The sequence below is a fragment of the Nonomuraea sp. NEAU-A123 genome (genome assembly GCF_018603905.1).
Classification (GTDB): Bacteria; Actinomycetota; Actinomycetes; order Streptosporangiales; family Streptosporangiaceae; genus Nonomuraea.
In genome coordinates, this window is record NZ_JAHFZZ010000001.1 from 652,395 (window position 1) to 675,213 (window position 22,819).

Here is a 22,819-nt window from a genome sequence, read left to right on the forward strand (position 1 = left end):
ACTGGTCGGTATGTTATCCGGCCCCAGAGCGCACGAAAAGCGCCGAGAGCGGGTTGCCGTCGGCGCTCTGGAGTGCGCGGGGTCAGCGCAGGATCAGGAAGGCGGCCACGCCGATGATCACGACGACGGCGATCACCGCGATGATCGGGAGAAGGGGCGACTTCTTGCTCGGCGCCGCCTCCTGCTCGGACCGCTGCGCGAACGCGCGGAACTGCTGAGTATTGCCGGCAGGGTCGATATGCTGGTCAGACATGCCCAGCAGCTTAGCGTGATCGTCTGGTGTGTTTGCGGCTTTTGGTGTGATCTGTAGACATGGGCTGATTAGGGGACCGGCCTGGTGGGCGGATAGCTTTGAAGCATGCTCCGGACCCTGTTCTCCCCACGCGTGGTGGGGTTGCACCTGCTGACGATCGGGGTCCTCGTCGCCTTCATCCTGCTCGGGCGCTGGCAGCTCGGCGTGTTCCAGGATTCGGGCAAGCCGCACGCGGTCACCGATCCCGCCCCGGTCGGCGTCGCCACACTGTCCCAGGTGGGCGCGCAACTGACGGGGTCCGCCGTGGGCCGTAAGGTCTCGGCCGAAGGCGTCTACGACGCCTCGCGCCAGTTGCTCGTCGCCGACCGCCCGGCGGACGTCGACGCGCCGGGCGGCAACGTCTCGCGCGGTGAGGGCTACTGGGTGCTCACGCCGCTCCGGCTCGATGACGGCACGCTGATGCCGGTCGTACGCGGCTGGGTGGCCAAAGCCGGCGACCCGGCGGCGGCCGTGCCGGGCGGCAAGGTCGCGGTGACCGGACGGCTGCGCCCGCAGCAGAGCACCGACAGCGTGCAGCGCCGCACCGAGCAGTTGCCCGCGGGGCAGGTGCAGACGGTGTCCACCGGTGAGCTGGTCAACCTGTGGAGCGGGCAGAAGGTACGCAACGGCTATGTCGTCGCCCAGCCGCCCTCGGGGCCGCTGGTCCAGGTGAAGGTGCAGCCACCGGTCGTCGGTGGCGAGCTGACCTGGCGTAACCTCGCTTATGCCGCCAACTGGTGGATCTTCGCTGGGTTCGCCGTGTTCATGTGGTTCCACTTCGTACGCGATGCCGTACGAGCGGATCGTGATCGGGACCGTGGCAAGTCCCCCGAAATGATTCTGGAAGGTTAACGGTGGAATCGGCTCTGAAGCCCTTCCGGGTGCTCGCCTACATCGTCGGCGTGATGCTGCTCGTGCTCTGCGTGGCCATGGTGCTCCGCTACGGCTTCGGCATCGTGGGCATATCGAAGATCGTGGCGCCCATCCACGGCTTTCTCTACATGATCTACCTGGTCACGGTCATGAACCTGGGCATGAAGGCCCGCTGGAACTGGCCGTACATGCTGGGCATCATGCTCGGCGGCACGGTGCCGTTCCTGTCGTTCTACATCGAACGCCGGGTGACGAGCCGGGTGCACACGGCCCTGGCCGCGGCGGCGGCCTGAGGCCGCGCCGCGTACCCGGCCCAACTCGGTTACGTTCTGCTCAGTTGCCGATCCCGCGTCTGCGGGCTCGCTTGAGCCGCTCGCGCTGCGACGGGTCCAGCATCAGGTAACCGACTACCGGGGCGGCGACCACGCCGAGGACGACCAGCATGGTGATAAAGCCGGGCCCGAAGAAGATCAGCGAGAGCAGGACCGCGGCGCCTGCGCCGATGGCGTACTTCTGGACTGGTGACATCCTCAACTTCCTCCGAACGCGGAGCGCGCGCCCCGCCTCTCCCACATTGTGCGTCGTGTGTTCAACGCATGGACCATCCTGGTGGTTCCAATCGCGATGTATCTCAAAATAGGTCGGCGACGGCTTGCAGGTCCTTGCGGAGCGCGTCCGGCCCCGGCCGGTGCGCGGGGAAGCCCGACAGCAGGCGGAACAGCACCGGAGCCAGCGCGCCCGCCTTGGCCAGCGGGGCTCCGGGTACGGGCGGATGCCCCTCGACAGCCGCGAACAGCGTGGCGCCCAGCGACCACAGATCAGCCGCCGGTCCGGGCACCCGCTCGGGCGCCGTGTAGGCCGCGATCGTCGCCGGCATCACGGGGGCGAGTGACATCGGCGCGGGCAGCGGTGTCGTGGCCAGCGTGGCCCGGCCGTCCGCGTCGATCAGGACGTTGCCCGGCTGTACGCCGCCGTGATGGGCTCCCCGGGAGTGCAGTTCGGCGAGCTGGTCGAGTACGGCCAGCCCGATCTCGGCCACCCGGGCCGGAGGCAGCGACCCGCCGGCGGCCAGGACGTGGCCGAGCGTCTGCGCCACGGCGAGCCGGTCGAGCATCTCGGCCACCATCTCGACCGGCGGCGGCCCGGCGGGATCCAGCATGGCCCGGACCAGCCACCGGAACGCGTCGGTGCTCTCCGCGGGCGCCCGCCCCGGCGGCCGGCCCTCGACGGCGAAGTGCAGCGTCGCGGCCATCGACCACATGTCGGCGGACGGCCGCATGCCGAGCCCCGGCAGCCCGAACCCGGTGAGCACGGCCCGGCCCGTCGAGGTGAGCAGCACGTTGCCCGGATTGACCCGTCCGTGGATGATCCCTGTCTCGTGCGCGGTCCGCAACGCCGACAGCAGGCACACGCCCACTCTGGCGGCCTGCTGGACAGGCAAGGGGTGCCGCGAGTCCACGGTCTTCTCCAGCGAGGTGCCGGAGACGAACTCCATGATCAGCCACGGCTCGCCGTCCTCCACCACCACGTCGAGAACCGGCACGACGGAGGCATGGCGAAGCCCCGCGGCCCGCTGCGCGTCCTGCAGCGCGGCCCCGCGTAACTCGGCGGGCACGCGTAGCTCTCTGACCGCGACGTCCCGATGCTCTACCTCGTCGAACGCCAGCCGTACCGAACCCGAGCCCAAGGGGTTCAGCAGCCGGTAGCGACCGGCGAGCTTCCTGGTCTCTCCCATCCCGAGGTGCACGATAGCGCCCCGGATCAGACCAAAGCCATGGCTAGGCCTGGGTTCCCGCCAGCCACTTCTCGTGAGCGTCAGAAACCTTCCCGAACAGGGCGTCCTTCTCCTCTTCGGTCACGTCATCCAGCTGCAATCCGAACACGTCGGACAACGCCGCGTAGTAATCACGGGCCGTGTGCAGAGTGACGGAATGAGCGCCGTTGCCCAGGCGCGACAGGACGAGCCCGCGGACGAGGTCGACGCCGGAGGCGTCCCGCCGGGCGACCGTCGCGACCCGCACGAAACCCGACTCCGGTGACGTCGACAGGTGCTGATGCATCGCATTAAAGGCGGACATGTCGGTCGGGGCGGGGTCGAAGTCCATGCCGAGGAACGAGCCGCTCGGGTCGTGGTCGAGCCGCCAGCCTCCTGGCGCGACCTCCGAGTGCCGCAGACCGTACGAGAAAGGGCCCTGCCGGTAGACGCCCGCGACCAGCGGGAGCGGCTCGTGCAGCGCGTCGCCCAGGCCCAGGTCGGCCAGCCACTCGCCGCCCGGATTGTCCTCCGACGGCAGCCCGCGCACGGTGAGCACCAGGTGGTTGGCGGTGATGCCGGGCGCGCCGCCGTTGCGGCCCTGCACGCCGCCCACGTGCCTGGTCACGGCGTAGCCGAGCTCCTTGAGCAGTAGGGAGAACGCGCCGTTCAGGTGGTAGCAGTAGCCGCCGCGGCCACGGATGATCCGCTCGGCCGACTCGGCGGGATCGACGGTGGTGGGGCGGCCGAGCCAGATCTCCAGCGCCTCGTAAGGGACGCGCTCGATGTGCGCGACGTGCAGGCGGCGGAGGTTCTCGGCCGTGGGCGGGGCGTCCAGCAGGTCGGGAAGCGCGAGGCGGCGCAGGTATCCGGCGGTGTTCACCGGCCAAGTCTGCACCGGATGTGCACACATTGGGGAGTGCCGTCTGCACAGTGCCCTTCTAGGCTTTCGTCCGTGGCAGAGCAGCGACGCATTCTCCTGGTCGAGGACGACGAGACCATCGCCTTGGCGGTACGCAATCGGCTGGCGGCCGAGGGTTTCGACGTCCGGGTGGCCGGTGACGGGGAGACGGCCCTGGTCGAGTACGGCAGGGCGGAACCCGATCTGGTGATCCTGGACCGGCTGCTGCCGGGACTCGACGGGCTGGAGGTGTGCCGCCGGATGCAGTTGGCCCGGCCGGTGCCGGTACTCATGCTGACCGCGCTCGGCGAGGAGACCGACGTCCTGGTCGGGCTCGGCGTGGGCGCGGACGACTACCTGGCCAAGCCGTTCAGCATGCGTGAGCTGGTGGCCAGGATCCACGCGCTGCTGCGCAGGGTCGAGCGGGCCGTCCAGCTCGCCTCGGAGGACACGGTGATCAGGGTGGGCGAGGTGGAGATCGACACCGCGGCCCGCCGGGTGTTCGTGCGCGGCGCCGAGGCGCAGCTCACCAGGACCGAGTTCGACCTGTTACGCCGCCTGGCCGAGCGGCCCGGCCAGGTCTTCGAGCGCGACCGGCTGCTGTCCGACGTGTGGGGCTTCTCCGAGGCCGCCGCGACCAGAACCGTCGACAGCCACGTACGGGCGTTACGCCGCAAGCTCGGCTCCGGCGTCGTGCGCACGGTGCACGGCGTGGGCTATGCCCTGGTGCGCCGATGAAGCAGCCGCTCGACTTCCTCGGCCGGATCAAGGTCAAGCTCGGCCTGGTGATCGTGCTGGCCGTGGGCACCGCCTTCGTGGTGAACGAGGTCGGCATCAACTCCGGCCTCTCCCGGGGCATCAGGATCGCGGTCGCGCTGGTCCTCGCCCTGATCATGGTGCAGGTGCTCGCCATGGGCATGACCAAACCGCTGCGCCAGATGGCCAGGGCCGCCCAGACCATCGCCAAGGGCCGCTACACGCTGCGGGTCCGCGCCACCTCGCGCGACGAGGTCGGGGAGCTGGCCAGGGCGTTCAACGCGATGGCGGCCGACCTCGGCGAGGTCGACCGGCAACGACGCGAGCTCGTCGCGAACGTCAGCCACGAGCTCCGCACCCCGATCACCGGCCTGCGCGCCGTCCTGGAGAACGTCGTGGACGGCGTCTCCCCGGCCGACCCGGTCACGATGAAGACCGCGCTCGCCCAGACCGAACGCCTCGGCCGGCTCGTCGCGCAACTGCTCGACCTGTCACGGCTCGACTCGGGCGTCCGCCTCATCGAACCCGACGCGGTCGAACTCGCCCCGCTGCTGGAGCAGGCCGTACGCGAGGCCGCACTGGCGCGCGAGGACGTCCGGCTCGACCCTTCGGTCCCCGCCGACCTCGTCGTCCGCGCCGACCCCGACCTGCTGGCCCAGGTCCTGGCGAACCTGCTCGACAACGCGGTACGCCACAGCCCGTCCGGCGGCTCGGTCACCGTGACGGCCGCTCCCGACGGCGACGGGGTCCGCATCGCCGTCGCCGACCAGGGGCCGGGGATTCCCGCCTCGGCTCACGGGCGGGTGTTCGAGCGCTTCTCCCGGCTGGACACCGGGCGGACGGCGGACGCGGGAGGTGCCGGGCTGGGGCTGGCGATCGTGAAAGAGATCGTCGAACTGCACGGTGGTTCGATCCGTATCGGCGACTGCGCGGGGTGCCGCATGATCGTCGATTTACCAGGGAGGACGACTATGGCGGACACGCCGTTAGAACCTGAGCAGGCCGCGGGGGCGGGCGAACGGGTGCCGGTCGGTCCCGGTCCTGTCGCGGCGGGTGGCGGGGGTGATGACGTGCTCGACGGCCAGTCCGATCTTGTGGCGTCGGGCGGCGGCGGGGGTCTGCCCGAGGCGGGGGCTTCTGGGGCTTCGCGCGTTGAGGAGGAAGGGGAGGTCCCGCTGTCGGCCCGGCCGGTGTCCCCGGCCTCGACGGCGCAGCCGGACTCCGTGGCGCTGCTGGTGTCCTTGGCCCAGCCGACGTCTTCGGCGCAGTCGCCGCCTTCGGCTCAGCCGGTCGCTGGGGCGCAGCCGGTTGCTGTGGGGGAGCCGGTGCCCTCGGGGCAACCGGTCGCTTTGGGGCAGCCGAGCTCCTCGGGACAGCAGGTTGGGCTGGGGCAGCCGACGTCCTCGGGGCAACCGGTCGCTGTGGCCTCATCGGCGGCGCCGATGCAGGGGGTCACGCAGCCTGCGCCGCTGGCCGATGGGCGGCGGCTCGCGCGGATGGTCGCGGGGGGAGTCATCGGCCTGCTCCTCGGGTTCCTGATGGGGCTGTTCGCCGCCGTGTTCGTCAGCGTGGCCCTGGGCAGCGATACGGCCGCGCTCATCACGCTCGTGCTGGTCACCGCGCTCATGGGGGCCGTCGGGGTGTCTCTGGGAGCGGGCACTGGGCGACGACCTGCCGGCGCCCTGCCGTACCAGCCCGCTCAGGGCCGCCCGCCGGGCCAGCCGTACGAAGGTCAGCTCTCCCAGGGACCGGCATTCCAGGGGCCGGTCGGCCCGCAGGTTCATGGGCCGCAGTCGCCGCCACCGCCGTACGTCCCGCCGCCGCTGTTCCCACGCCCCGACCTGCCTGAGACGCCGCGCTGGCTGCTGCCGGCGGCGGCGGGGGCCGGCGTGTTCTCGGCCGTGGCGTTGCCGGACGCGCAGATGGGGCTGGGCGTCGTGCTGGTGGCGATGGTGCTGGGCGCCGCGGCGCTGCCCGCGGTGCTGCGGCGGATCACGCCGTGGACGGTGATGTTCGGCCTGACCGCCTACTGGCTGGTCGCGATGGCCGCCGTGCGGGACGCCGACTGGCTGGTGGCGATCCTGTTCCTCGCCGGGTGCGGGCTGCTGGCGCTGGCCGTCTCCGGCGCCGGGTTCGGCTGGCTGGGCGTGATCAGGGGCGGCGCGTCGGTGCTGCTCGCGCTGGGGCCGGTGCCGTGGTTCCTGGCCAAGCCGCTGAAGAGGCTGACCGCCAAGCGGCGCATCCTGCCCATGCTCACCGCGCTGGGCATCACGGCGGTGTTGCTGCTGGTGTTCGGCCTGCTGTTCGCCTCGGCCGACGCGGTGTTCGCCACCTATCTGGAACGCCTGACCACGACCCCGGACTGGGCCGAGTCGGTGCCGCTGCGGATCTTCCTGTTCGTGGTCGGAGCCGTACTGCTCGCCGCCGTGGTACTGGTCGCGCTGCGGCCCGTGGTGGACCCGGTCGGGCCCGAGGTGAAGTTCGCTGTGACCAGGAGTATCTGGCTGGTGCCGCTGACCGCGGTGAACCTGCTGTTCGCGGCGTTCGTGGCGGTCCAGATCACCGCGCTGTTCGGCGGCAACGCCTGGGTGCTGAAGACCGCCGGCCTCACCTACGCCGAATACGCCAGGCAGGGCTTCTTCCAGCTCGTCATCGTCAGCCTGTTCGTGCTGGGCATCGTCGCCGTCGCGGGCGGACTGCTCCGGACCGAGCGGCGCGAACGCTGGCTGCTGGCCGGGCAGCTCGGCGTCCTCTGCGCCCTCACGATGGTCGTGCTGGCCTCCGCACTGCACCGCATGGACCTCTACACCGACGCGTACGGCCTGTCGCGGCTGCGCCTGTCGGTGCAGGCCACGGTCTGGTGGCTGGGCGCCCTGCTCGCACTGGTCATGCTGGCAGGCGCGGCACGGCTGCTCGGCCGCGGCTCCGGCTGGCTGCCACGCACGATCGTGCTGGTCACCGGGCTCGGGCTGGGCGCGTTCGCGATCGTCAACCCGGATCTCCAGGTGGCCCAGACGCAGGTGGAGGTACGCGGCGTGGCCAAGCTGGACGCCGACTACCTGGGCGACCTCGGCGCGGAGGCCGTACCGGCCCTGGACCGGCTCCCCGAACCGCAACGCAGCTGCGTACTGGCCGACGTGGTCGCCGCCAACGGCCTGAACCGGGCCGACGCGTGGAACGGCTGGAACCTGGCCAGATCCCAGGCCCGCGAACTGCTCGCCAAACGACCGGTCGCCGCCACACCCACCGGCTGCGACCGCCCAACAAACCGAAACGACTGAGGGGCCCGTCGCCTAGCTGGTCTCTGGCCGGTCACTTGGTTGGCCGGGACGCCTGGTTGACCGGACGCCTGGTCGGTTGGCGGCGGTCGGCGGTCGGCCGATTGCTTGGCGGTCGGTTGGTCGGCCTACGGTCGGCCGTCTGGCTTACGGCCGGTCGGTGGGGCGGTTGGTCGGCTTACGGCCGGTCCGGGGTGTCGGCGGGCCAGTTGGTGGTCAGCGGTCAGTGGTCGCTCGGTCGCTCGGCCGCTCGGCCGCTCGGCTTTTGGGCGTCCGCGCGGCTGTCGGCCGGTCGGTTGGTGGTTGGTCGCCTCGGTGGTGGTCGGCTGTCGTGTCACCGCGGTGCCACTCGGATCAGGTTTAATCCTTGAGTGGCTTTCGATGTGATCATCAGCGGCGGACGTGTGCTCGACGGGACGGGAGCGCCGCCGTACCGGGCCGACGTGGCGGTTAGCGGCGACCGGGTCGCGGCGGTGGGCCGCCTCGACGGCGCGGAAGCCGCCTCCGTCATCGACGCGAACGGCCGGTTCGTCGCACCGGGGTTCATCGACTGCCACGCCCACGGCGACGCGGCCATCTTCGACCCCGCCGTACAGCTGGCGGCGCTTCGCCAGGGGGTGACCACGTTCGTACTGGGCCAGGACGGCCTGTCCTTCGCCCCCGGCTCCGCAGCCACCGTCGCCTACGCCGCCCGCTACTTCGCGGCCGTGAACGGCCCGCTTTCCGGTCGCAGCCGTACGGGCGGCGGGCCCTCGGGGAGCTCGCCTTCGGGTCGCGCACTCTCCGATGGGCCGCATTCCAATAAGCCGTTCTCCGGCGGCGCACCTTCGGACGGCGCACCTTCGGACGGCGCACCTTCGGACGGCGCACCTTCGGGCGGCCCGCCGTCGGGCGGGGCACCTTCGGGCGGCGTGTTTTCCGATGGCGCGCTGACGGTCGCCGAGCTGCTCCAGGGCTATGACCGTGCGGTCGCGCTCAACGCCGCCTACCTCCTCCCGCACGGCACCATCCGCTACGACGTCATGGGCCCCTCCTCAGGCACACCCGCACGCGACGACCTGGCCCGCATGCTCACCCACGTCGAACGCGGCCTGTCGGACGGCGCGGTCGGCCTGTCGAGCGGCCTGGAGTACCTGCCAGGCCGCTACGCCTCCGCCGAGGAACTGGCCGCCCTGTGCGCACCGCTCGCGGGCCTCCCGTACGTCACCCACATGAGGGCATACGGGTCACGAGCCGGAGTCGGCATGTCAGAGGTCGCCGAGATAGCCCAGCGCTCCGGTACGGCCGTACACGTCTCCCACCTCCATGGACCCGCGGACGTCCTGCTCCCGCTGGTGGAGGAGGCGCTCGCCGGGGGCGTTGACCTGACCTACGACTCCTACCCCTACCTGCGCGGCAACACCATCCTGGCGATGGTCGTACTGCCGCCCGAGGTCCCGGCCGCCGAGCCGGAGCGTGCCCTGGAGATGCTGGCATCCGGAGAGCTCGACGCCTGGTGGCCCGGGCTGGCGCAGACCTGGCCGCGCCTGACCATCTCCCACGCCCCGGGCCTGGAGTGGGCGGAGGGCCTGGGCATGGTCGAGGCGGCCGAGCGGGCGGGCTTGGCGCCGCATGAGTTCTGCCGCCGCCTGCTCATCGAGACCCGCCTGGAGGCCGGCTGCGTGACGGCCCGTCCCGACGAGGGGCCGGAGGGGGAGGAGTCGGTACGCCGCATTCTGCGCCACCCTGCGCAGACGGGCGGCTCGGACGGCATCTACGTGGGCGGTCATCCGCATCCGCGGGGCTTCGGGGCGTTCGCCCGCTTCCTGGGACGGCACGTACGCGAGCTGGGGGACTGGACGTGGGAGCAGGCCACCGTCCACCTGTCATCACACCCGGCACGCCGCTTCGGCTTGACGGACCGCGGCCTGCTCCGGCGCGGCTTCGCGGCCGACATAGTGGTGATCGACCCGGCGACGGTAACGGACCTGGCCACGTACGAGACTCCCCGCACACCGGCAACGGGAGTGAGCGACGTGCTCGTGTCCGGGGTGCCGGTGCTGGCGAACGGCGCCTTGACCGGCAAGACTCCGGGACGAGCCCTACGCCCGAACTAGCCGGATGACCCGCTTCAGGCAGGTCGTCCTGCTGGCCGTGTGAGCAGCTTCGGACAGGTTGTCGGGCTTGGCTGTGTGAGGAGCTTGGAGCTGGTCGCCGACTGGGCCGAGTGGAGAGCTTCGGGCGGGTCGTGGGGCTGGGCCGAGTGGAGAGCTTAGAACTGGTCGCCGGGTTGGACCGCGTGGGGTTTGTCCCGCCGGTCGCCCGGGTCGGTCGGGTAAGGAGCATCATGCCGATAGAGGCCGAGATCAAGGCGCGTGTCCGTCGGCCGGAGGCGGTACGTGAGGCCATGCGCGGACGTGCGGCCGCCGAGATCCGCGTCTACACCGACGCCTACTACGACGCCCCCGGCCACCCGCTCACCACCTCCGGCCGCGAGCTACGCATCCGCACTGTGACCACGCCGACCGCCGGCCGGGGTCACGACCCCAAGACGCCCACGACACCCGCCAGCCGGGCTCACAGGGCGGACACCACCACAACGTCCTCAAGCCGCACGATCCTCACCTACAAGGCGCCCAGCGTGCACGAGGCCACCGGCTCAAAGCCGGAGTCCGAGACGGAGGTGGCCGACCCCGAGGCGTTGGACGCGATCCTGCGCGGTCTGGGGTACGAGCCGGTCATCTCGTATGAGAAGCACTGCACGAACTGGAGCTACACCACCTCCGGCCGCCGCCTGCTGGCCACCCTCGTGACGGTTCCAGACCTGGACGGAACGTTCTTGGAGATCGAGACCCTGACCGACGACCCCAAGGACTTGCCGGCGGCCTTGACGGTGGTACGAGCGGAAATGCTCGACTTGGGAATCGAAGAACACGACTTCACCACCGAGCTCTACACCGAGGCAGTGGCCCGAAGCCGCACGGGCTGAACGCTCGACCACGGACGAGGCCAAGAAGGCGCACGTCACGGCGCTCAGCCACCTCCACCGGAGGAGCGTGTCCCTGGACAGGGCCCAGCCACGTATGGCGGGTGGGGCCCACCGGGCTGGCCGTAAAAGTCAGATCGAAAGAAAAGGAGGCGCCCAGCTATCTCCACCGGAGGAGCGTGCCCCTGGACAGAGCCCAGCCACGTATGGCGGGTGGGGCGCCCGGTCGCATCCATCTGAGGGGCAACCCCCTACGGTGGGTGGGGTCGCTGGGCAGGCTGTGCAAGATCGAAGAAAATGATGCCCATGAGATAGGGTCAGACGCGGACAAATGGGGGTGTTGTGCAGGGTTTCCAGGAACACGACGGGTCCGTCTTCGACGGCGCATCCCTCCCGCTGATGGTCGTGCATCGGGAGGCGTTGGAGCACAACATCGCGACCATGGCCGCCTTCGCGCGTGATCACGGCATGGAGCTGGCGCCGCACGCGAAGACCCACATGTCCGGAGAGATCGCCACCATGCAGCTCGAAGCGGGCGCATGGGCACTCACCGTGGCGACGCCGAGGCAGGCGATGGCCGCGCGGGAGTTCGGGGCGCCCAGGGTCATGGTGGCCAACCAGGTTGTGGACCCGGTCGGGCTGGAGTGGGCGGCGGCGGAGCTGGCCGCGGACCCGGGCTTCGACTTCCTGTCCTTCGTGGACTCGGTGGCCGGGGTGGACATCCTGGCCCGGCACGCCTCGTCACGGCCGTTCAGCGTGCTGGTCGAGCTCGGGCATGAGGGCGGGCGGGCCGGGTGCCGGACCCTGGACCAGTTGCTCGAGGTGGCCGCCCATGTGCAGCGGACCGACGGTGTGGAGCTGGCCGGGATCGCCGGGTACGAAGGGGCGCTGAAGACCGCTCCGGAGGTCCGGAAATATCTGTATCTGTTGCAGGAGGCGGTCGAGCACCTCCGCGTCAAGAACCCCATCCTGACCGTCGGCGGCAGCCAGTGGTTCGACGTGATCGGGCGCGAGCTCGTCACCACCCAGGCCAGGGTCGTGCTGCGCGCCGGAGCGTACGTCACCCACGACGACGGCTACTACCGCGAGCGCACGCCCTTCAACCGCGTCCCCGGCGAGCTGCGGCCCGCGCTGGAGGTATGGGCGTACGTCCTGTCCACGCCCGAGCCGGGGCTGGCGATCGTCGGCCTGGGCAAGCGCGACGCGCCCTACGACGAGGGCCTGCCCGTCCCCAGGCGCGGCGGCGTCACGATCGTGAAGATGCAGGATCAGCACACGGTCGTACGCGCCGACGGGCTCAAGCCGGGTGACCTGCTCGCCTTCGGCATCTCGCACCCGTGCACGGCCTTCGACAAGTGGCGGACGCTTCCGGTGGTCGACCAGGACTACCGTCGCGTCGGCACGATTAACACCCGTTTTGGTTGATCAATAAGGAGCTGTTGTGAAGAAGGAATTGAAGACCACCGAGGGTGCGCCCCCCGTCGGCGCGTACTCCCAGGGCCTGGTCGTGGGCGACTTCGTCTACACCTCGGGCGCGGGACCGCTCGACCCGGAGACTGGTGAGGTCGTCGGCGGCGACGACGTGGCCGCCCAGACCCACCAGGTCATGCGGAACCTCGGCGCCATTCTCGCCGCCCACGGCCTCGGGTTCGACGACGTGATCAAGGCCACGGTCCATCTGCAGCACCTCAAGCGCGACTTCGCCGCCTACAACGAGGTGTACAAGTCGTACTTCAGCCAGCCGTACCCGGTCCGTACGACCGTCGGCTCGGACCTGCTGGACATCCTGGTGGAGATCGACTTCGTCGCGCACAAGAGCGCGTAAGGTCGGTCCGTGGACAGTTCGGTGTACGTTTTCGTCGAGGATCTGCGCGGCGAGGGCGTCGAGCGGGTGCTCGACAGGATCAGCGGGTACGGCGTGGCGGGCGTCACCATCGGCGCCGTGCACCACGCCTCCCGCGACGTCACCCCGCACGGACTGTCCAGGCTCACCCTCCGCCACGACGGCGCGCACTTCGTCCCGCCGTCGGACCTGTTCTCCGGCCTGCGGCTCAGGCCGACGGCCGGATATCAGAACGCGCTCGACGGCCTTCGCGAAGCCTGTACGGAGCGGGGGCTGAAGCTCCACGGCTGGACTGTTTTCCTGCGCAATGCCACGATCGGCACCCAGCATCCGGACGTGACCGTACGCGATTGCTTCGGCGATCGCGGCTCACTCACCGACCTGTGCCCGGCGCATCCCGATGTGCGGCAGTACGCCGTCGCGCTGTCCAGAGCGGTCGCCCGGCTCGGCGTCGACAGTGTCGTGGCCGAGTCGCTGCACTTCAGGCCGCTCAAGCCGCAGCGTTCTTTCGTACCGCTCGGGCCGATGGACACCTACCTGTTCGGCTTGTGCTTCTGCGACTACTGCATGCGCCGGGCCACCGACCTGGGCGTCAACGCCGAGGTGGCGCGCGAGGAGTGCGCCAGGATCGTGGGCGGCGTGTTCGACGGCGACCCGCCCGCGCAGGGCGAGGTGACCCGGGCCGCGCTGACGGCGTACGCGGGGCCCGAGGTGGTCGCCTACGCTCGCGCCCGGTCGGAGACCGTCACCACGCTGGTCTCCGAGGTGGCGTCCGCGGTGGCGGAAGAGGGCTCCAAGCTGGTGTTCATCGACTCCACCGGCGGGGTCAAGGGCTACACCGACGGGCTGCCGTCGCCCGGACTGGCCGCGCACGACGCGTGGCAGCTCGGGGTGGATCTGGTGGCGCTCGGGGATCTCGTGCCCGCGTTCGGGGTGCTCGCGTACGCGCGCGACGCCGCTCGGGTGGCCGACGACGTGGGCGCCTACCTGCGGTCGGTGGGTAAGGATCGTGAGGTACGTGCGGTGCTGAGGCCTGGTTACCCCGACAGCGACTCGGCCGATCGGCTGGTCGCGAAGGCTCGAGGGGCGAAGGCCGCGGGGGCGTTGGCGGTGGATTTCTACGCTTACGGGCTGATGCAGTACCCGGTGCTGGACCGCATCCCCGCCGCCCTGGCTGAGGCTCTTTGAGGCGCTGCGGCGGGTCGGCGGGTGGGCGCTGGCGCGGCGGGCGGCCGGATTTATCCCGCTAAGTCGCAACACCGCCAAGCACAGCGGACACCGCCTGATTCGCGAAGTCGTCCGTGAGCGGCAACCCCCGGAACACCGCCCTGACCCACACCGCCCCGGCCAGTAGATCGATCACGAGCATCGGGTCCACCGACCCCTTCAGCTCGCCCCGCCGTACCGCCCGCTCGAAGACCTGCCGCTCCCGCACGAACCGGTCCGCGAAGAACCTCCGCGCGTCCAGTTCGGGATGGCGTACGGCGGCGCCGAGCGCGGCCACCGCGATGTCCCTGGCCGGCGGCACGGTGAGGAGCCGCCTGATCCCCTCCACGAGCGCCACGAGATCGCCACGGAGGCTTCCGGTGTCCGGCGGCTCGAACCCCAGCAGGTCCGCCTCCACCAACGCGGCCCCCAGCAGCGCGGCCTTCGACGGCCACCAGCGGTAGATCGTCGTCTTGTTGACGCCGGAACGCTCGGCCACACCCTCGACGGTCAGACCGTCATAGCCCTTCTCCGCGACCAGCCGCAGCGTCGCGTCGAAGATCTCCTGCTGCTTCCTCGGCGCCATGCGGTCATTTTCTCCCGGCGAACGCCGTGAGCACGCCCAGCCCCAGGTACACCACGCCGCTGAAGTGACGCAGCGCCCTGGCCCGGCTGGCGAGGCGGGCCCCGAGCGCCCCGGCGGTGAACACGTACACCATGTCGGAGATCAGCCCCAGCAGCAGGAGCGTGGCGCCGAGCACCACGATCTGGAGCGCCGGCGACCCCGCCGCCGGCTTCACGAACTGCGGCAGCAACGACAGGAAGAACAGCGTGACCTTGGGGTTCAGTACGTTCACCACGAGGCCTTCGAGGAACACCTTGCCGAGCGGCTGCGGCGGCGGCGCCTCGGATTCGGCCTCCTCCTTGCCGGTGAACGCGCGTATCCCCATATAGACGAGATAGGCGACCCCCGCCCACTTGACGATCCCGAACAGCGTCGCGGACTTGGTGATCAGGTACGAGAGCCCGGCCGCGGCGGCCGCGATGTGCACCAGCGTTCCGGTCTCGACGCCGAAGGCGCTGGCGAACCCGGCGGCCCGGCCCTGAGCCAGGCCCCTGGCGGTGATGTAGAGGTGGTTGGGACCCGGAATGAGCACCAGCGCGAGCGACGCGCCCACGAAGAGCACGTACGTAGACCAAGGGATCATGAAATATCAGCGTAAAGCGGCGTTGGTCCGCCGTTAAGGGCCAATCAGGCATGCGGTTTCTGGGCCAATCGGAATGTCGGCCGGGCGTGGCATAGTTGCTGCCGTGAAGGGTCTCCTGGTCGGGCGCGCTGCTGAGCTGGCGAGACTCGCGCGCGTGCTCGAATCCGCCGCCGACGGCACCGCCGAGGTGGCGCTCGTCGGCGGTGACGCCGGCATCGGCAAGACCCGGCTGGTGACCGAGCTGGTCGCCGAGGCCCGCTCCCGTGGCTTCAACGTGCTGGTCGGGCAGTGCGCCGAGCTCGGCGACACGCTGCCGTACCTCCCGCTCGCCGACGCCCTGCGCGGTGCCGAGCCGGCCGTGCGCGAGGCGGCCGCCGCCCACCCCCTGCTCGGCCAGTTGCTGCCGGGAGTGGAGAGCGCGCCTCCGGCGGGGCTCACGCAGCAGCGGCTGTTCGGCTCGCTGCTGGGGCTGCTGGCCGAGGTGCAGCCGGTGCTGTTCGTGATCGAAGATCTTCACTGGGCCGACCGCTCGACGCGTGACCTGCTGGTGTTCCTGAGCCGCATGGTGCAGACCGAGCGCGTGTGCGTCGTCGGCACTTACCGCACCGACGACCTGCACCGCCGCCATCCCCTGCGGTCGGTGCTGGCCGAGCTGAAGCGCCTGCCCAGCGTCGCCCACCTGGAGCTGGGCCCTCTCGGCTCCGGCGAGATGTCGGACTATGTTGCGACCCTGGGTGATCTAGATGCCCAGGAGCTTGGCGTGATCATCGCTCGGGCGGGTGGTAACCCGTTCTATGCCGAGGAGCTGTTCGCCGCCGTGGCCGAGGGCGACAGCCTGCCCGACGGGCTGGCCAGCCTGCTGATGTCCCGGGTCGAGGTGCTGTCCGAGCCCGGCCAGCGTGTGCTGCGCGCCGCCGCGGTCGCCGGACGCCGCGTCGAGGACCAACTGCTGCGCGAGGTCTCAGGGCTCCCGCTCGCCGACTTCGAGGAGGCCGTACGCGAGATCGTCTCGCGCGGCCTGCTCCGCGTCGACGGCTACGGTTACGCGTTCCGGCACGCTCTGCTGCAGGAAGCCGTCTACACCGACCTGCTGCCCGGAGAGCGCACCAGGCTCCACGCCGACTTCGCGCGGCTGCTCACCTCGCCCGCCGAGCTGGCCCACCACCACCTGGCCGGCCACGACCTCGCCGGAGCCCTGGCCGCCTCAGCGGAGGCCGGCAGGGTGGCCGAGCGCCTCGGCGCGCCCGCCGAAGCCCACAGCCACTACGACCGGGCGCTGAGCCTGTGGGAGCGGGTCCCCGACGCCGCCGAGCTCGCCGGCGAAGGGCGGCCCGCGCTGGCCTTCCGCAGCGCGGTCATGGCGGCCGACAGCGGCGACAACCACCGCGCCGTCCAGCAACTGCGCGCCCTGCCCCTGACCTCCGAGGTCAGCGAACGCCTCGCCTACTACCTGATCGAGCTCGACGACCAGGACGGCGCCATCGCCGCGGCCGAACGCGCCGTCGAAGCCGCCGCCGACCAGCCCACCCTCGCCCGCGCCCTGGCCACCTACGCCCGTACGATCACCTGGAGCGCCCGCCACGCCGAAGCCCAGGACATCGCCCGCCGCGCCATCGAGACCGCCAGAGCCGTCGGCGCCCGCGACGCCGAAGTAGGCGCCCTGCTCTGCCTGGCCCTGCACGCCGAGCACGAAGGCGACATCGCCAGGGCCCACTCGCTCGTCCGGACCGCCACCGCCGAAGGCACCGGCCACCTGGCCATGGACCTGCGTGCCCACTTCCACCACGGGCGTCTCCACTACGAGGAGGGCCTGCTCACCGAGGCGGCCGAAATGGCCGACGAGGGCATCCAGCTGGCGGTCGAGACCGGCCTCAACTGGAGCACATACGGCACCGACCTGCGCTTCCTCCGCTTCCTGATCCACTACGTGGCCGGCGAATGGGACCAGGCCGAGGCCATGGCCGCCGGCTTCGGCGCCCGAGTCGGCACGCTGCCGGAGGCGGTCCTGTCGTCGTTCGCCCTGTTCATCGAGGTCGCCCGCGGGCTGCCCGCCGTCGAAGCCCGGCTCAACTGGCTGCGGCCATTCTGGTCCGACCTGCTCGTCGTCTACATGTCCCGCGGGCTGGCGGCCGAGCACGCTCTCTGGCGCGGCGAGCCTGCCGTCGCCCTCGAACACGTACAAGCCGCCCTCGCCACCCTCGAACCCGGCGAGACGGGCACCCTGCGCGTCGCCGCCATCGGCCTGTGGGCGCTCGCCGACCTCGGCCAGGTGGAGGGCGCCGACGACCTGCTCAACCGCGTCCGCTTCGCCGTCGAAACCGGCCTCGTGGGCGAACGCGGCCCGATGGGCCCGGAAGGCCAGGCCTGGGCCCTGCGAGTGGAGGCCGAATGGCACCGCGTACATGGTCGGCTCGACGTCGAGCTGTGGCGGCGGGTGGTGGCGGCGTTCGACTTCGGCTTCGTCTACGAGGTGGCCCGGGCCCGGTGGCGCCTCGCGGAGGCCCTGCTCGCGGCAGGTGACAGAGCGGCAGCCCAGACTGAGTGGGAACTGGCCCGCGAGACGGCCGGCAAACTCCGGGCAACGCCACTGGAGAACGCACTGGGCGACTTCGGCCGCCGAGCCCGGTTCACCGGCGGACATGGGGACGGGGGATTGACGGCCCGGGAGATCGAGGTCCTACGGCTGGTGGCGGAGGGGCTGACCAACCGGGAGATCGCGGAGCGGCTGTTCATCGCGCAGAAGACGGTCAGCGTGCACGTGTCCAACATCTTGGGCAAGCTGGAGGTGTCCACCCGCACTCAGGCGGCTGCGGCGGCCCGGGAACGCGCACTGCTCTGACATGCGTGGGCCTCCCCCTTAGGGGGTCGGGCTGTGTTTCCCAGGGGCTCACGCCCCCTTCGACCCCCCGAAAAGCGTGGTCCTCGCTTTCGCTCGGGCGCCTTACCGGGGCTGCGCCTCTGGGCGAGGGGCTTTCCAGCCCCTCGCACTCCCCGGCGTCGACCGATTCACCCTCGCTTCTGGTGGACGGCCACTGAGCAACCGATTGCGGACGGTGAACCCGTCAGGCCCTGGGGCTCGACGCGAGATCACGTACCACCTCAATGAGCTCCGCCGGATCAAACGGCTTGGTGAGGTAGGCGTCAACGCCAATGCCACGTCCGCGCCGCTTGTCATCATCCTGCGCCCTGGCGGTGATCAACACGACCTTGATATGACTGGTCGCCTCCTCGGTACGCAACTTCTGCGCCGTCACCCAGCCGTCAAGCAACGGCATCATCACGTCAAGCGTGATGACATCGGGCATGACGTCGAGCACGCGCTCGAGACAGTCCTGCCCATCGGTGGCGGTGGCGACCTCGAAGCCTTCCAGGCTCAAGTTCACCGCGATCAACTGACGGATGACCTCGTCATCGTCCACGACCAGTACTCTGCCAAGAACCTCTCCCACGGCCGCAAAGCTACCTGTAGTGACGCAGTCACGTGCGGTTTTCCTGGATGTGTGGCTGGACCTTTATCGTGGTGCGGAGTGGTGGGCTGGTACTGGTAGCCTTATCACTCGTTGAGCCCCCTTAGCTCAGGGGATAGAGCACCGGCCTCCGGAGCCGGGTGCGTAGGTTCGAATCCTACAGGGGGCACTCTTCGCCAGCCAGGTCAGACATCGTCTGACCTGGCTTTTTGCGTGATCGCTGCGACGCGCGGCTTTGCCATCCCGCGACACGGTGTGACGCCGGATGACGGGCTCTTCGGGCAGGACGCGGGCAAAGATCATCTCGGCCCATCACTGCGGCAGGGCGGGCACGGGGGTGCGCCATCAAGCCGGGACATCCGCCGGAGGGGACCCTGCGTCCCACGCATGCGGCCCGGATCCCTCCACAGTCCGCGAGGGATCCGGCATGGGCGCTGCGATGGCGGCCCACGATGCCGCGGACACGGAACCGGGCGCCCAAGATGATGCCCCGCCTTCTGACGGGCCCGTGTCGGCCCGCGGTGGGTATGTCCAGGTGCCATCGGCCTTGCTGCGCTCGCCACTGCACGGCGCTCTGGCGGTGGCCGCGTGGGCGATGTACGAGACGCTGATGCCCCGCGGTCTGGGCGGTGGCCGGGCTCCGGCGCGTGCGCGGCGCTGCTGGGTGGCCGATGCGCTGGGCGTGAGTGAGAAGACCTTGGACGGTGCCCGCCGCGAGTTGCCGGCCGACGTCGCGGGCGGGGTCATGGCTGGCTCGCTCCGGTCCGCTGGGGGCCAAGCGGGCGGTCCGGCATGCGGCGCTGCGGCTGCCCCGCGACACCGGCGGCTCCTACGTTAAAGTGTCGTCCTGGACGCTGGACCTGCTGTCAGCCTCCTACGAGGCGCGCCGGAGCATCTCGCCGAACGCCTGGCGGCTGTACGCGCTGGTGCTGCTGGCCAACCAGGGCAAGGCCAACCAGCCGCTGGAGACCTCCGTCGGCTACCTGGGCGTCTTGCTCAACGCCTCGCCTGACACCCGGCCGCCGCAGGCTACAGGAACTGGAACGCGCCGGTCTGACCGAGCTCACCTAACGCCGCGGCGGCCGCCTGCAGGTGCGCCCCGTACTGGACCCGCCGCTTTGCGGCCAGACCGCCATCACGCTCCCCTGGCGAGCTTCCATCACTTCTTACCGAGGATCGCGCGGATCACGGTAGCTACACCGTTGAGCACTGCAGGAAGATCAGCCGAGTTCGCGCGGCTGACTGTAAGCCAAACCATCACCATGGCTGCGATTGCGCAGATCAAGACCATGCCGACGGCCGTCAAAGCGGCCAGAACCACCGGATCCATCCGAGCCCTTCCCATCCCGAGGCATTGCTGATGGAATCCCAGCCAAGGACAGAAGGAACAGGAAAGCCACGTAAGTCGTACGGGTCAGATTTCCGCCGTGCTCTAGCAGGTCGTTGGGTGACCACGGGTATGAGCACTCGGATGGTTCGGATGAACGAGGTCAGGTGAGGGGCTAGGTGGGCGAGGCGCGCGACCGTCATCCACTCCATCGCGAGCTTGTGCGACTTGAAGAACGGGCCAAGCGGCCGGGCCGATACAGTAGAAAGAAGCTTCTCGACGAACTTCACGACGAAAGAAACGGACCGAAGCTGAGCCCACAGACTGTGTCGGGATGGATGGCGCGAGGACTGGTCCCGGATGAATTCGCCGACATGTGGGCGTTTGCACGTGAGTTGCTTCGAAGAACGTCCGCCAGCGGACCAGAAAGCCACTACTGGTGGGTTCGAAAAGAGAATGAATTCAGAGGGCTCTGGGAAGCAGCCAAAAAAGAAGCTGCGCACCGTGCTGCTGACCGAGCATTCAAGGCAGAGGCCGCACTATCCGAAGAACTCATTGACTTCCTAAACGCTACGCGGGTCATTTCAGTCGAGCATCCATACCCTGCCGTCCTTCCGGGCGCCACTCTTCCTCCGCTATCTCAAGTCTACGTGCGACAACAAGCTGAGCTGCAACGAGCCGATAAGTCTGAACGGGATTCCGATCAATCGAGAATCGCCTGGGATAGACGGCCGGCCGAGGATATCATCAAAGGCGAAGCGCCTATGACATGGCTTCTCGGCGGGCCAGGCGCAGGGAAATCTAGCCTTCTGCGGATAATTGTTATTACCCTGACGGGTCAACGTCTCGATGACGATAAGACCCAAGCTCCGCAAAAACCTAGACGGACGATGCATCCTGGCGTGATTCATACATTGTCATCCGAAGATAGCCGACCGCATGATAAGCCTCTCGTTCCTGTCTATATCCCAGCGCACACTCTTACTCGGTCAGGTTCATTTACACAGCAACTGGCCAACGCGATTCACTCGCAGTTTAAAGGCCATGTCTATGTCCCGCCGTCCGAGGAGTTCTTCCGTAGTCCACCTTACCCGGGGGCGAGGTGGCTGATTCTTATAGATGGACTCGATGAGATAGCGGATATTGATGAACGACTTCGTGTGCTCCGAGCCCTGAACTCAAATAAGGATGGGATCTACCGATTTATAATCGGGAGTAGACCTCTGCCAGAATCTGAGCTGGCAATCCTTGATGAAGAAATCACGGTTGGTCGGACGGAAAGAAAAATTGGCCCCGCGGGAAGATACGAACTACTCCCTCTTGATGTGAATGAGCTACCCACGTTTGTCAGGGGATGGATGGAAGTAGCTCGCGTACCAGACCCTGCGCTGGCTGTGGCGGCTTTTATGGATCAGGTCAATAGTGGTCGGCTGCGTGAGCTGGCCAGAAATCCGCTTATGGCGACCATCCTCTGCCAACTTCACGCAGCCGACCCCGCGCATCCTCTTCCGAAGGGCAGGTATGCCGCTTATCAGCGATTCTATGAGCTACTAAACGACAGATTTTACGACCGCTCCTCGGCAGGAATAAACCATCAGCTAGATACTCAACTCCGGCGTTACGGCACGCAATCTGCGGCCGCCATAAACGATCTACCGAGTGGGATTCTAGGTGCCCTTGGGCAGGCAGCATTCCATCAGCAGGATGAACGCGCTTCTCGCTCGCTGGAGCAGATCAAAACAAACGTCTCATGCTTGCGTCCCCAAGATATGCCAGCAAGCAGATGGGACGCACTTATAGCGCAGGTTTTGCGCCGTACGGGCTTAGTGGTCATCAAAGTAAACGATCTAGCCTTCATTCATCAGACCCTAGGTGAATTTCTGGCTGCTAAGTATGCTGCCTGCGATACAAACTGCAGCGAGGAGGAATTGTTCAGGCTCACAAACCAAGACGGTGTCCGCTCATTTTCATACCTCACCTCATATGACCGTTTTCTTATCGCCGCATGGATTGCGGAAGACCGCCGCCCATCCGGGTTGCACGATTTGATGCTGAAGCTTTCTGCAAGCTTCAGTTCTGCTGCCGGGATCGCAGAGCTGATTCGCGACGGTATCGATCTGCCCAAGGATGTTCGCGAGTCGGTGACTGGCACTCTTAGAAAGATGGCCAGCGGTCGTGACCTCTCAACGGCAATAGTGGCCGCAGAGAACCTGGCATCGCTCGACCTCCCATCGGCTGTTGAGGTGTTGTCCATAGTCCTCAGAAGCCCAAGAATCTCCTTCCTAGATCGCGCCAGGCTATCAAAGAAGATAATCGAGTTTGATCCGCTCCGTGCGGTTGATGTTTTCGCCGAGCTGTCCATGACTCGGCAACTCAATATAATGTATCGCGATCTCGCATCTGACTACCTGATAGAACTCGATCAAGCTCGCGCCTCCTCGGTTATCTCTGAGATGATTAGAGAGCGGACGGGCAATGTCGATGAACTAATCGTGCTGACTAACAAGCTCGCGAAGCTAGACAATCGCCTCGCCATTACTATAATGACGGACATCATGTCTCACTGCACCTGGAAAGAGGCACATCACCTCAGACTCTTGGAATGGCTGACTGGGATTAGAGGTGCTATCTGACGTTACATCCTCAAAAGGGCTGGCTGCCTCGGCGTGAGAATTGTGGCTGCCGGGGTGCCAGGGGTGCCATGGGAGATGCGGCCACTGGCCTTGCGATGTTGTCGGTTCCAGTCAGGTGTAGGGCGCCGATGGTGGGTCTGCGGAGGGTGGTGGCCATGGAGGCGGGGGTCACCCCGGCCGCACCCGCAGGGCAGGGCAGCGGCCAGATCTGGGCCGGCAGCGTCGACAACGTTCCGGCGGCACGCGGGCGAGTATCGCCGTACCCGGCGGGAAGCTGGCCGACGGGTGGAAGGTGCCTGGCGCGGTCGCTGGCGACG

19 protein-coding genes and 1 tRNA gene are annotated in these 22,819 nt (G+C 68.6%); 12 read left to right on the top strand and 8 right to left on the bottom strand.

All coding sequences use genetic code 11. The features are described 5' to 3' along the window. Positions 1–82: 82 nt before the first annotated feature. Positions 83–253 (bottom strand): hypothetical protein, encoded by a 171-nt coding sequence (locus tag KLK06_RS03035; RefSeq protein ID WP_214633692.1) that lies wholly within the window; start codon positions 251–253, stop codon positions 83–85. A gap of 105 nt (positions 254–358) precedes the next feature. Between KLK06_RS03035 and KLK06_RS03040 the strand changes: the two genes are divergently transcribed. Together KLK06_RS03040 and KLK06_RS03045 are read left to right on the top strand one after the other, a co-directional pair. Further along, a complete protein-coding gene (locus KLK06_RS03040) occupies positions 359–1,144 on the top strand; it encodes an SURF1 family protein (RefSeq protein ID WP_214633693.1) in 786 nt (261 codons plus the stop codon). 2 nt (positions 1,145–1,146) lie between these two features. Continuing rightward, complete coding sequence (locus KLK06_RS03045) at positions 1,147–1,458, top strand: DUF3817 domain-containing protein (protein WP_214633694.1); 312 nt, start codon at positions 1,147–1,149, stop codon at positions 1,456–1,458. Between the two features lie 40 nt (positions 1,459–1,498). On the opposite strand, the gene KLK06_RS03050 is transcribed toward KLK06_RS03045, so the two are convergent. The 3 genes from KLK06_RS03050 to KLK06_RS03060 all read right to left on the bottom strand — a co-directional run bounded on the left by KLK06_RS03050 (position 1,499) and on the right by KLK06_RS03060 (position 3,801). Continuing rightward, on the bottom strand, positions 1,499–1,693 hold the full coding sequence (locus KLK06_RS03050; RefSeq protein ID WP_214633695.1) for a hypothetical protein: 195 nt from the start codon (positions 1,691–1,693) through the stop codon (positions 1,499–1,501). 103 nt (positions 1,694–1,796) lie between these two features. Beyond that, the gene (locus KLK06_RS03055; protein ID WP_214633696.1) at positions 1,797–2,900 is read right to left on the bottom strand and encodes a protein kinase; all 1,104 of its coding nucleotides are present in this window, start codon (positions 2,898–2,900) and stop codon (positions 1,797–1,799) included. A 43-nt stretch (positions 2,901–2,943) separates the two neighbouring features. Next, positions 2,944–3,801 (bottom strand): arylamine N-acetyltransferase, encoded by an 858-nt coding sequence (locus tag KLK06_RS03060; protein ID WP_214633697.1) that lies wholly within the window; start codon positions 3,799–3,801, stop codon positions 2,944–2,946. A 72-nt stretch (positions 3,802–3,873) separates the two neighbouring features. Between KLK06_RS03060 and KLK06_RS03065 the strand changes: the two genes are divergently transcribed. The 7 genes from KLK06_RS03065 to KLK06_RS03100 all read left to right on the top strand — a co-directional run bounded on the left by KLK06_RS03065 (position 3,874) and on the right by KLK06_RS03100 (position 13,849). Beyond that, on the top strand, positions 3,874–4,557 hold the full coding sequence (locus KLK06_RS03065) for a response regulator transcription factor (protein ID WP_308127352.1): 684 nt from the start codon (positions 3,874–3,876) through the stop codon (positions 4,555–4,557). After that, entirely contained in the window at positions 4,554–7,856 is a 3,303-nt protein-coding gene (locus tag KLK06_RS03070; RefSeq protein ID WP_214633699.1) for a DUF4153 domain-containing protein, read from the top strand. The genes KLK06_RS03065 and KLK06_RS03070 overlap by 4 nt, the downstream gene beginning before the upstream one ends. A gap of 368 nt (positions 7,857–8,224) precedes the next feature. After that, entirely contained in the window at positions 8,225–9,949 is a 1,725-nt protein-coding gene (locus tag KLK06_RS03080) for an amidohydrolase family protein (RefSeq protein ID WP_308168077.1), read from the top strand. Between the two features lie 230 nt (positions 9,950–10,179). Next, a complete protein-coding gene (locus KLK06_RS03085; protein ID WP_214633700.1) occupies positions 10,180–10,821 on the top strand; it encodes a class IV adenylate cyclase in 642 nt (213 codons plus the stop codon). A gap of 339 nt (positions 10,822–11,160) precedes the next feature. Next, positions 11,161–12,243, top strand: coding sequence for an alanine racemase (locus KLK06_RS03090; RefSeq protein WP_308168078.1), 1,083 nt, complete (start codon positions 11,161–11,163; stop codon positions 12,241–12,243). A gap of 16 nt (positions 12,244–12,259) precedes the next feature. Next, a complete protein-coding gene (locus KLK06_RS03095; RefSeq protein WP_214633701.1) occupies positions 12,260–12,643 on the top strand; it encodes a RidA family protein in 384 nt (127 codons plus the stop codon). Positions 12,644–12,652: 9 nt separating this feature from the next. Then, positions 12,653–13,849, top strand: a complete 1,197-nt coding sequence (locus KLK06_RS03100) for a hypothetical protein (RefSeq protein WP_214633702.1) — start codon at positions 12,653–12,655, stop codon at positions 13,847–13,849. Between the two features lie 58 nt (positions 13,850–13,907). Here KLK06_RS03100 and KLK06_RS03105 read toward each other — a convergent pair whose 3' ends face one another. Beyond that, on the bottom strand, positions 13,908–14,453 hold the full coding sequence (locus tag KLK06_RS03105; protein ID WP_214633703.1) for a TetR/AcrR family transcriptional regulator: 546 nt from the start codon (positions 14,451–14,453) through the stop codon (positions 13,908–13,910). Between the two features lie 4 nt (positions 14,454–14,457). Further along, the gene (locus KLK06_RS03110; protein ID WP_214633704.1) at positions 14,458–15,075 is read right to left on the bottom strand and encodes a LysE family translocator; all 618 of its coding nucleotides are present in this window, start codon (positions 15,073–15,075) and stop codon (positions 14,458–14,460) included. 103 nt (positions 15,076–15,178) lie between these two features. Between KLK06_RS03110 and KLK06_RS61275 the strand changes: the two genes are divergently transcribed. Further along, a complete protein-coding gene (locus tag KLK06_RS61275) occupies positions 15,179–17,914 on the top strand; it encodes an AAA family ATPase (protein WP_308168079.1) in 2,736 nt (911 codons plus the stop codon). 223 nt (positions 17,915–18,137) lie between these two features. On the opposite strand, the gene KLK06_RS03120 is transcribed toward KLK06_RS61275, so the two are convergent. Then, positions 18,138–18,524, bottom strand: a complete 387-nt coding sequence (locus tag KLK06_RS03120) for a response regulator transcription factor (RefSeq protein ID WP_214633706.1) — start codon at positions 18,522–18,524, stop codon at positions 18,138–18,140. Positions 18,525–18,639: 115 nt separating this feature from the next. Here KLK06_RS03120 and KLK06_RS03125 point away from each other — a divergent pair. Next, positions 18,640–18,711: transfer RNA gene (locus tag KLK06_RS03125), tRNA-Arg, on the top strand. A gap of 990 nt (positions 18,712–19,701) precedes the next feature. Here KLK06_RS03125 and KLK06_RS03130 read toward each other — a convergent pair. After that, positions 19,702–19,872 (bottom strand): hypothetical protein, encoded by a 171-nt coding sequence (locus KLK06_RS03130; protein ID WP_214633707.1) that lies wholly within the window; start codon positions 19,870–19,872, stop codon positions 19,702–19,704. 176 nt (positions 19,873–20,048) lie between these two features. On the opposite strand from KLK06_RS03130, the gene KLK06_RS03135 reads away from it, so the two are divergent. Continuing rightward, positions 20,049–22,502 (top strand): NACHT domain-containing NTPase, encoded by a 2,454-nt coding sequence (locus KLK06_RS03135; RefSeq protein WP_214633708.1) that lies wholly within the window; start codon positions 20,049–20,051, stop codon positions 22,500–22,502. The last annotated feature ends 317 nt before the right edge of the window (positions 22,503–22,819 follow it).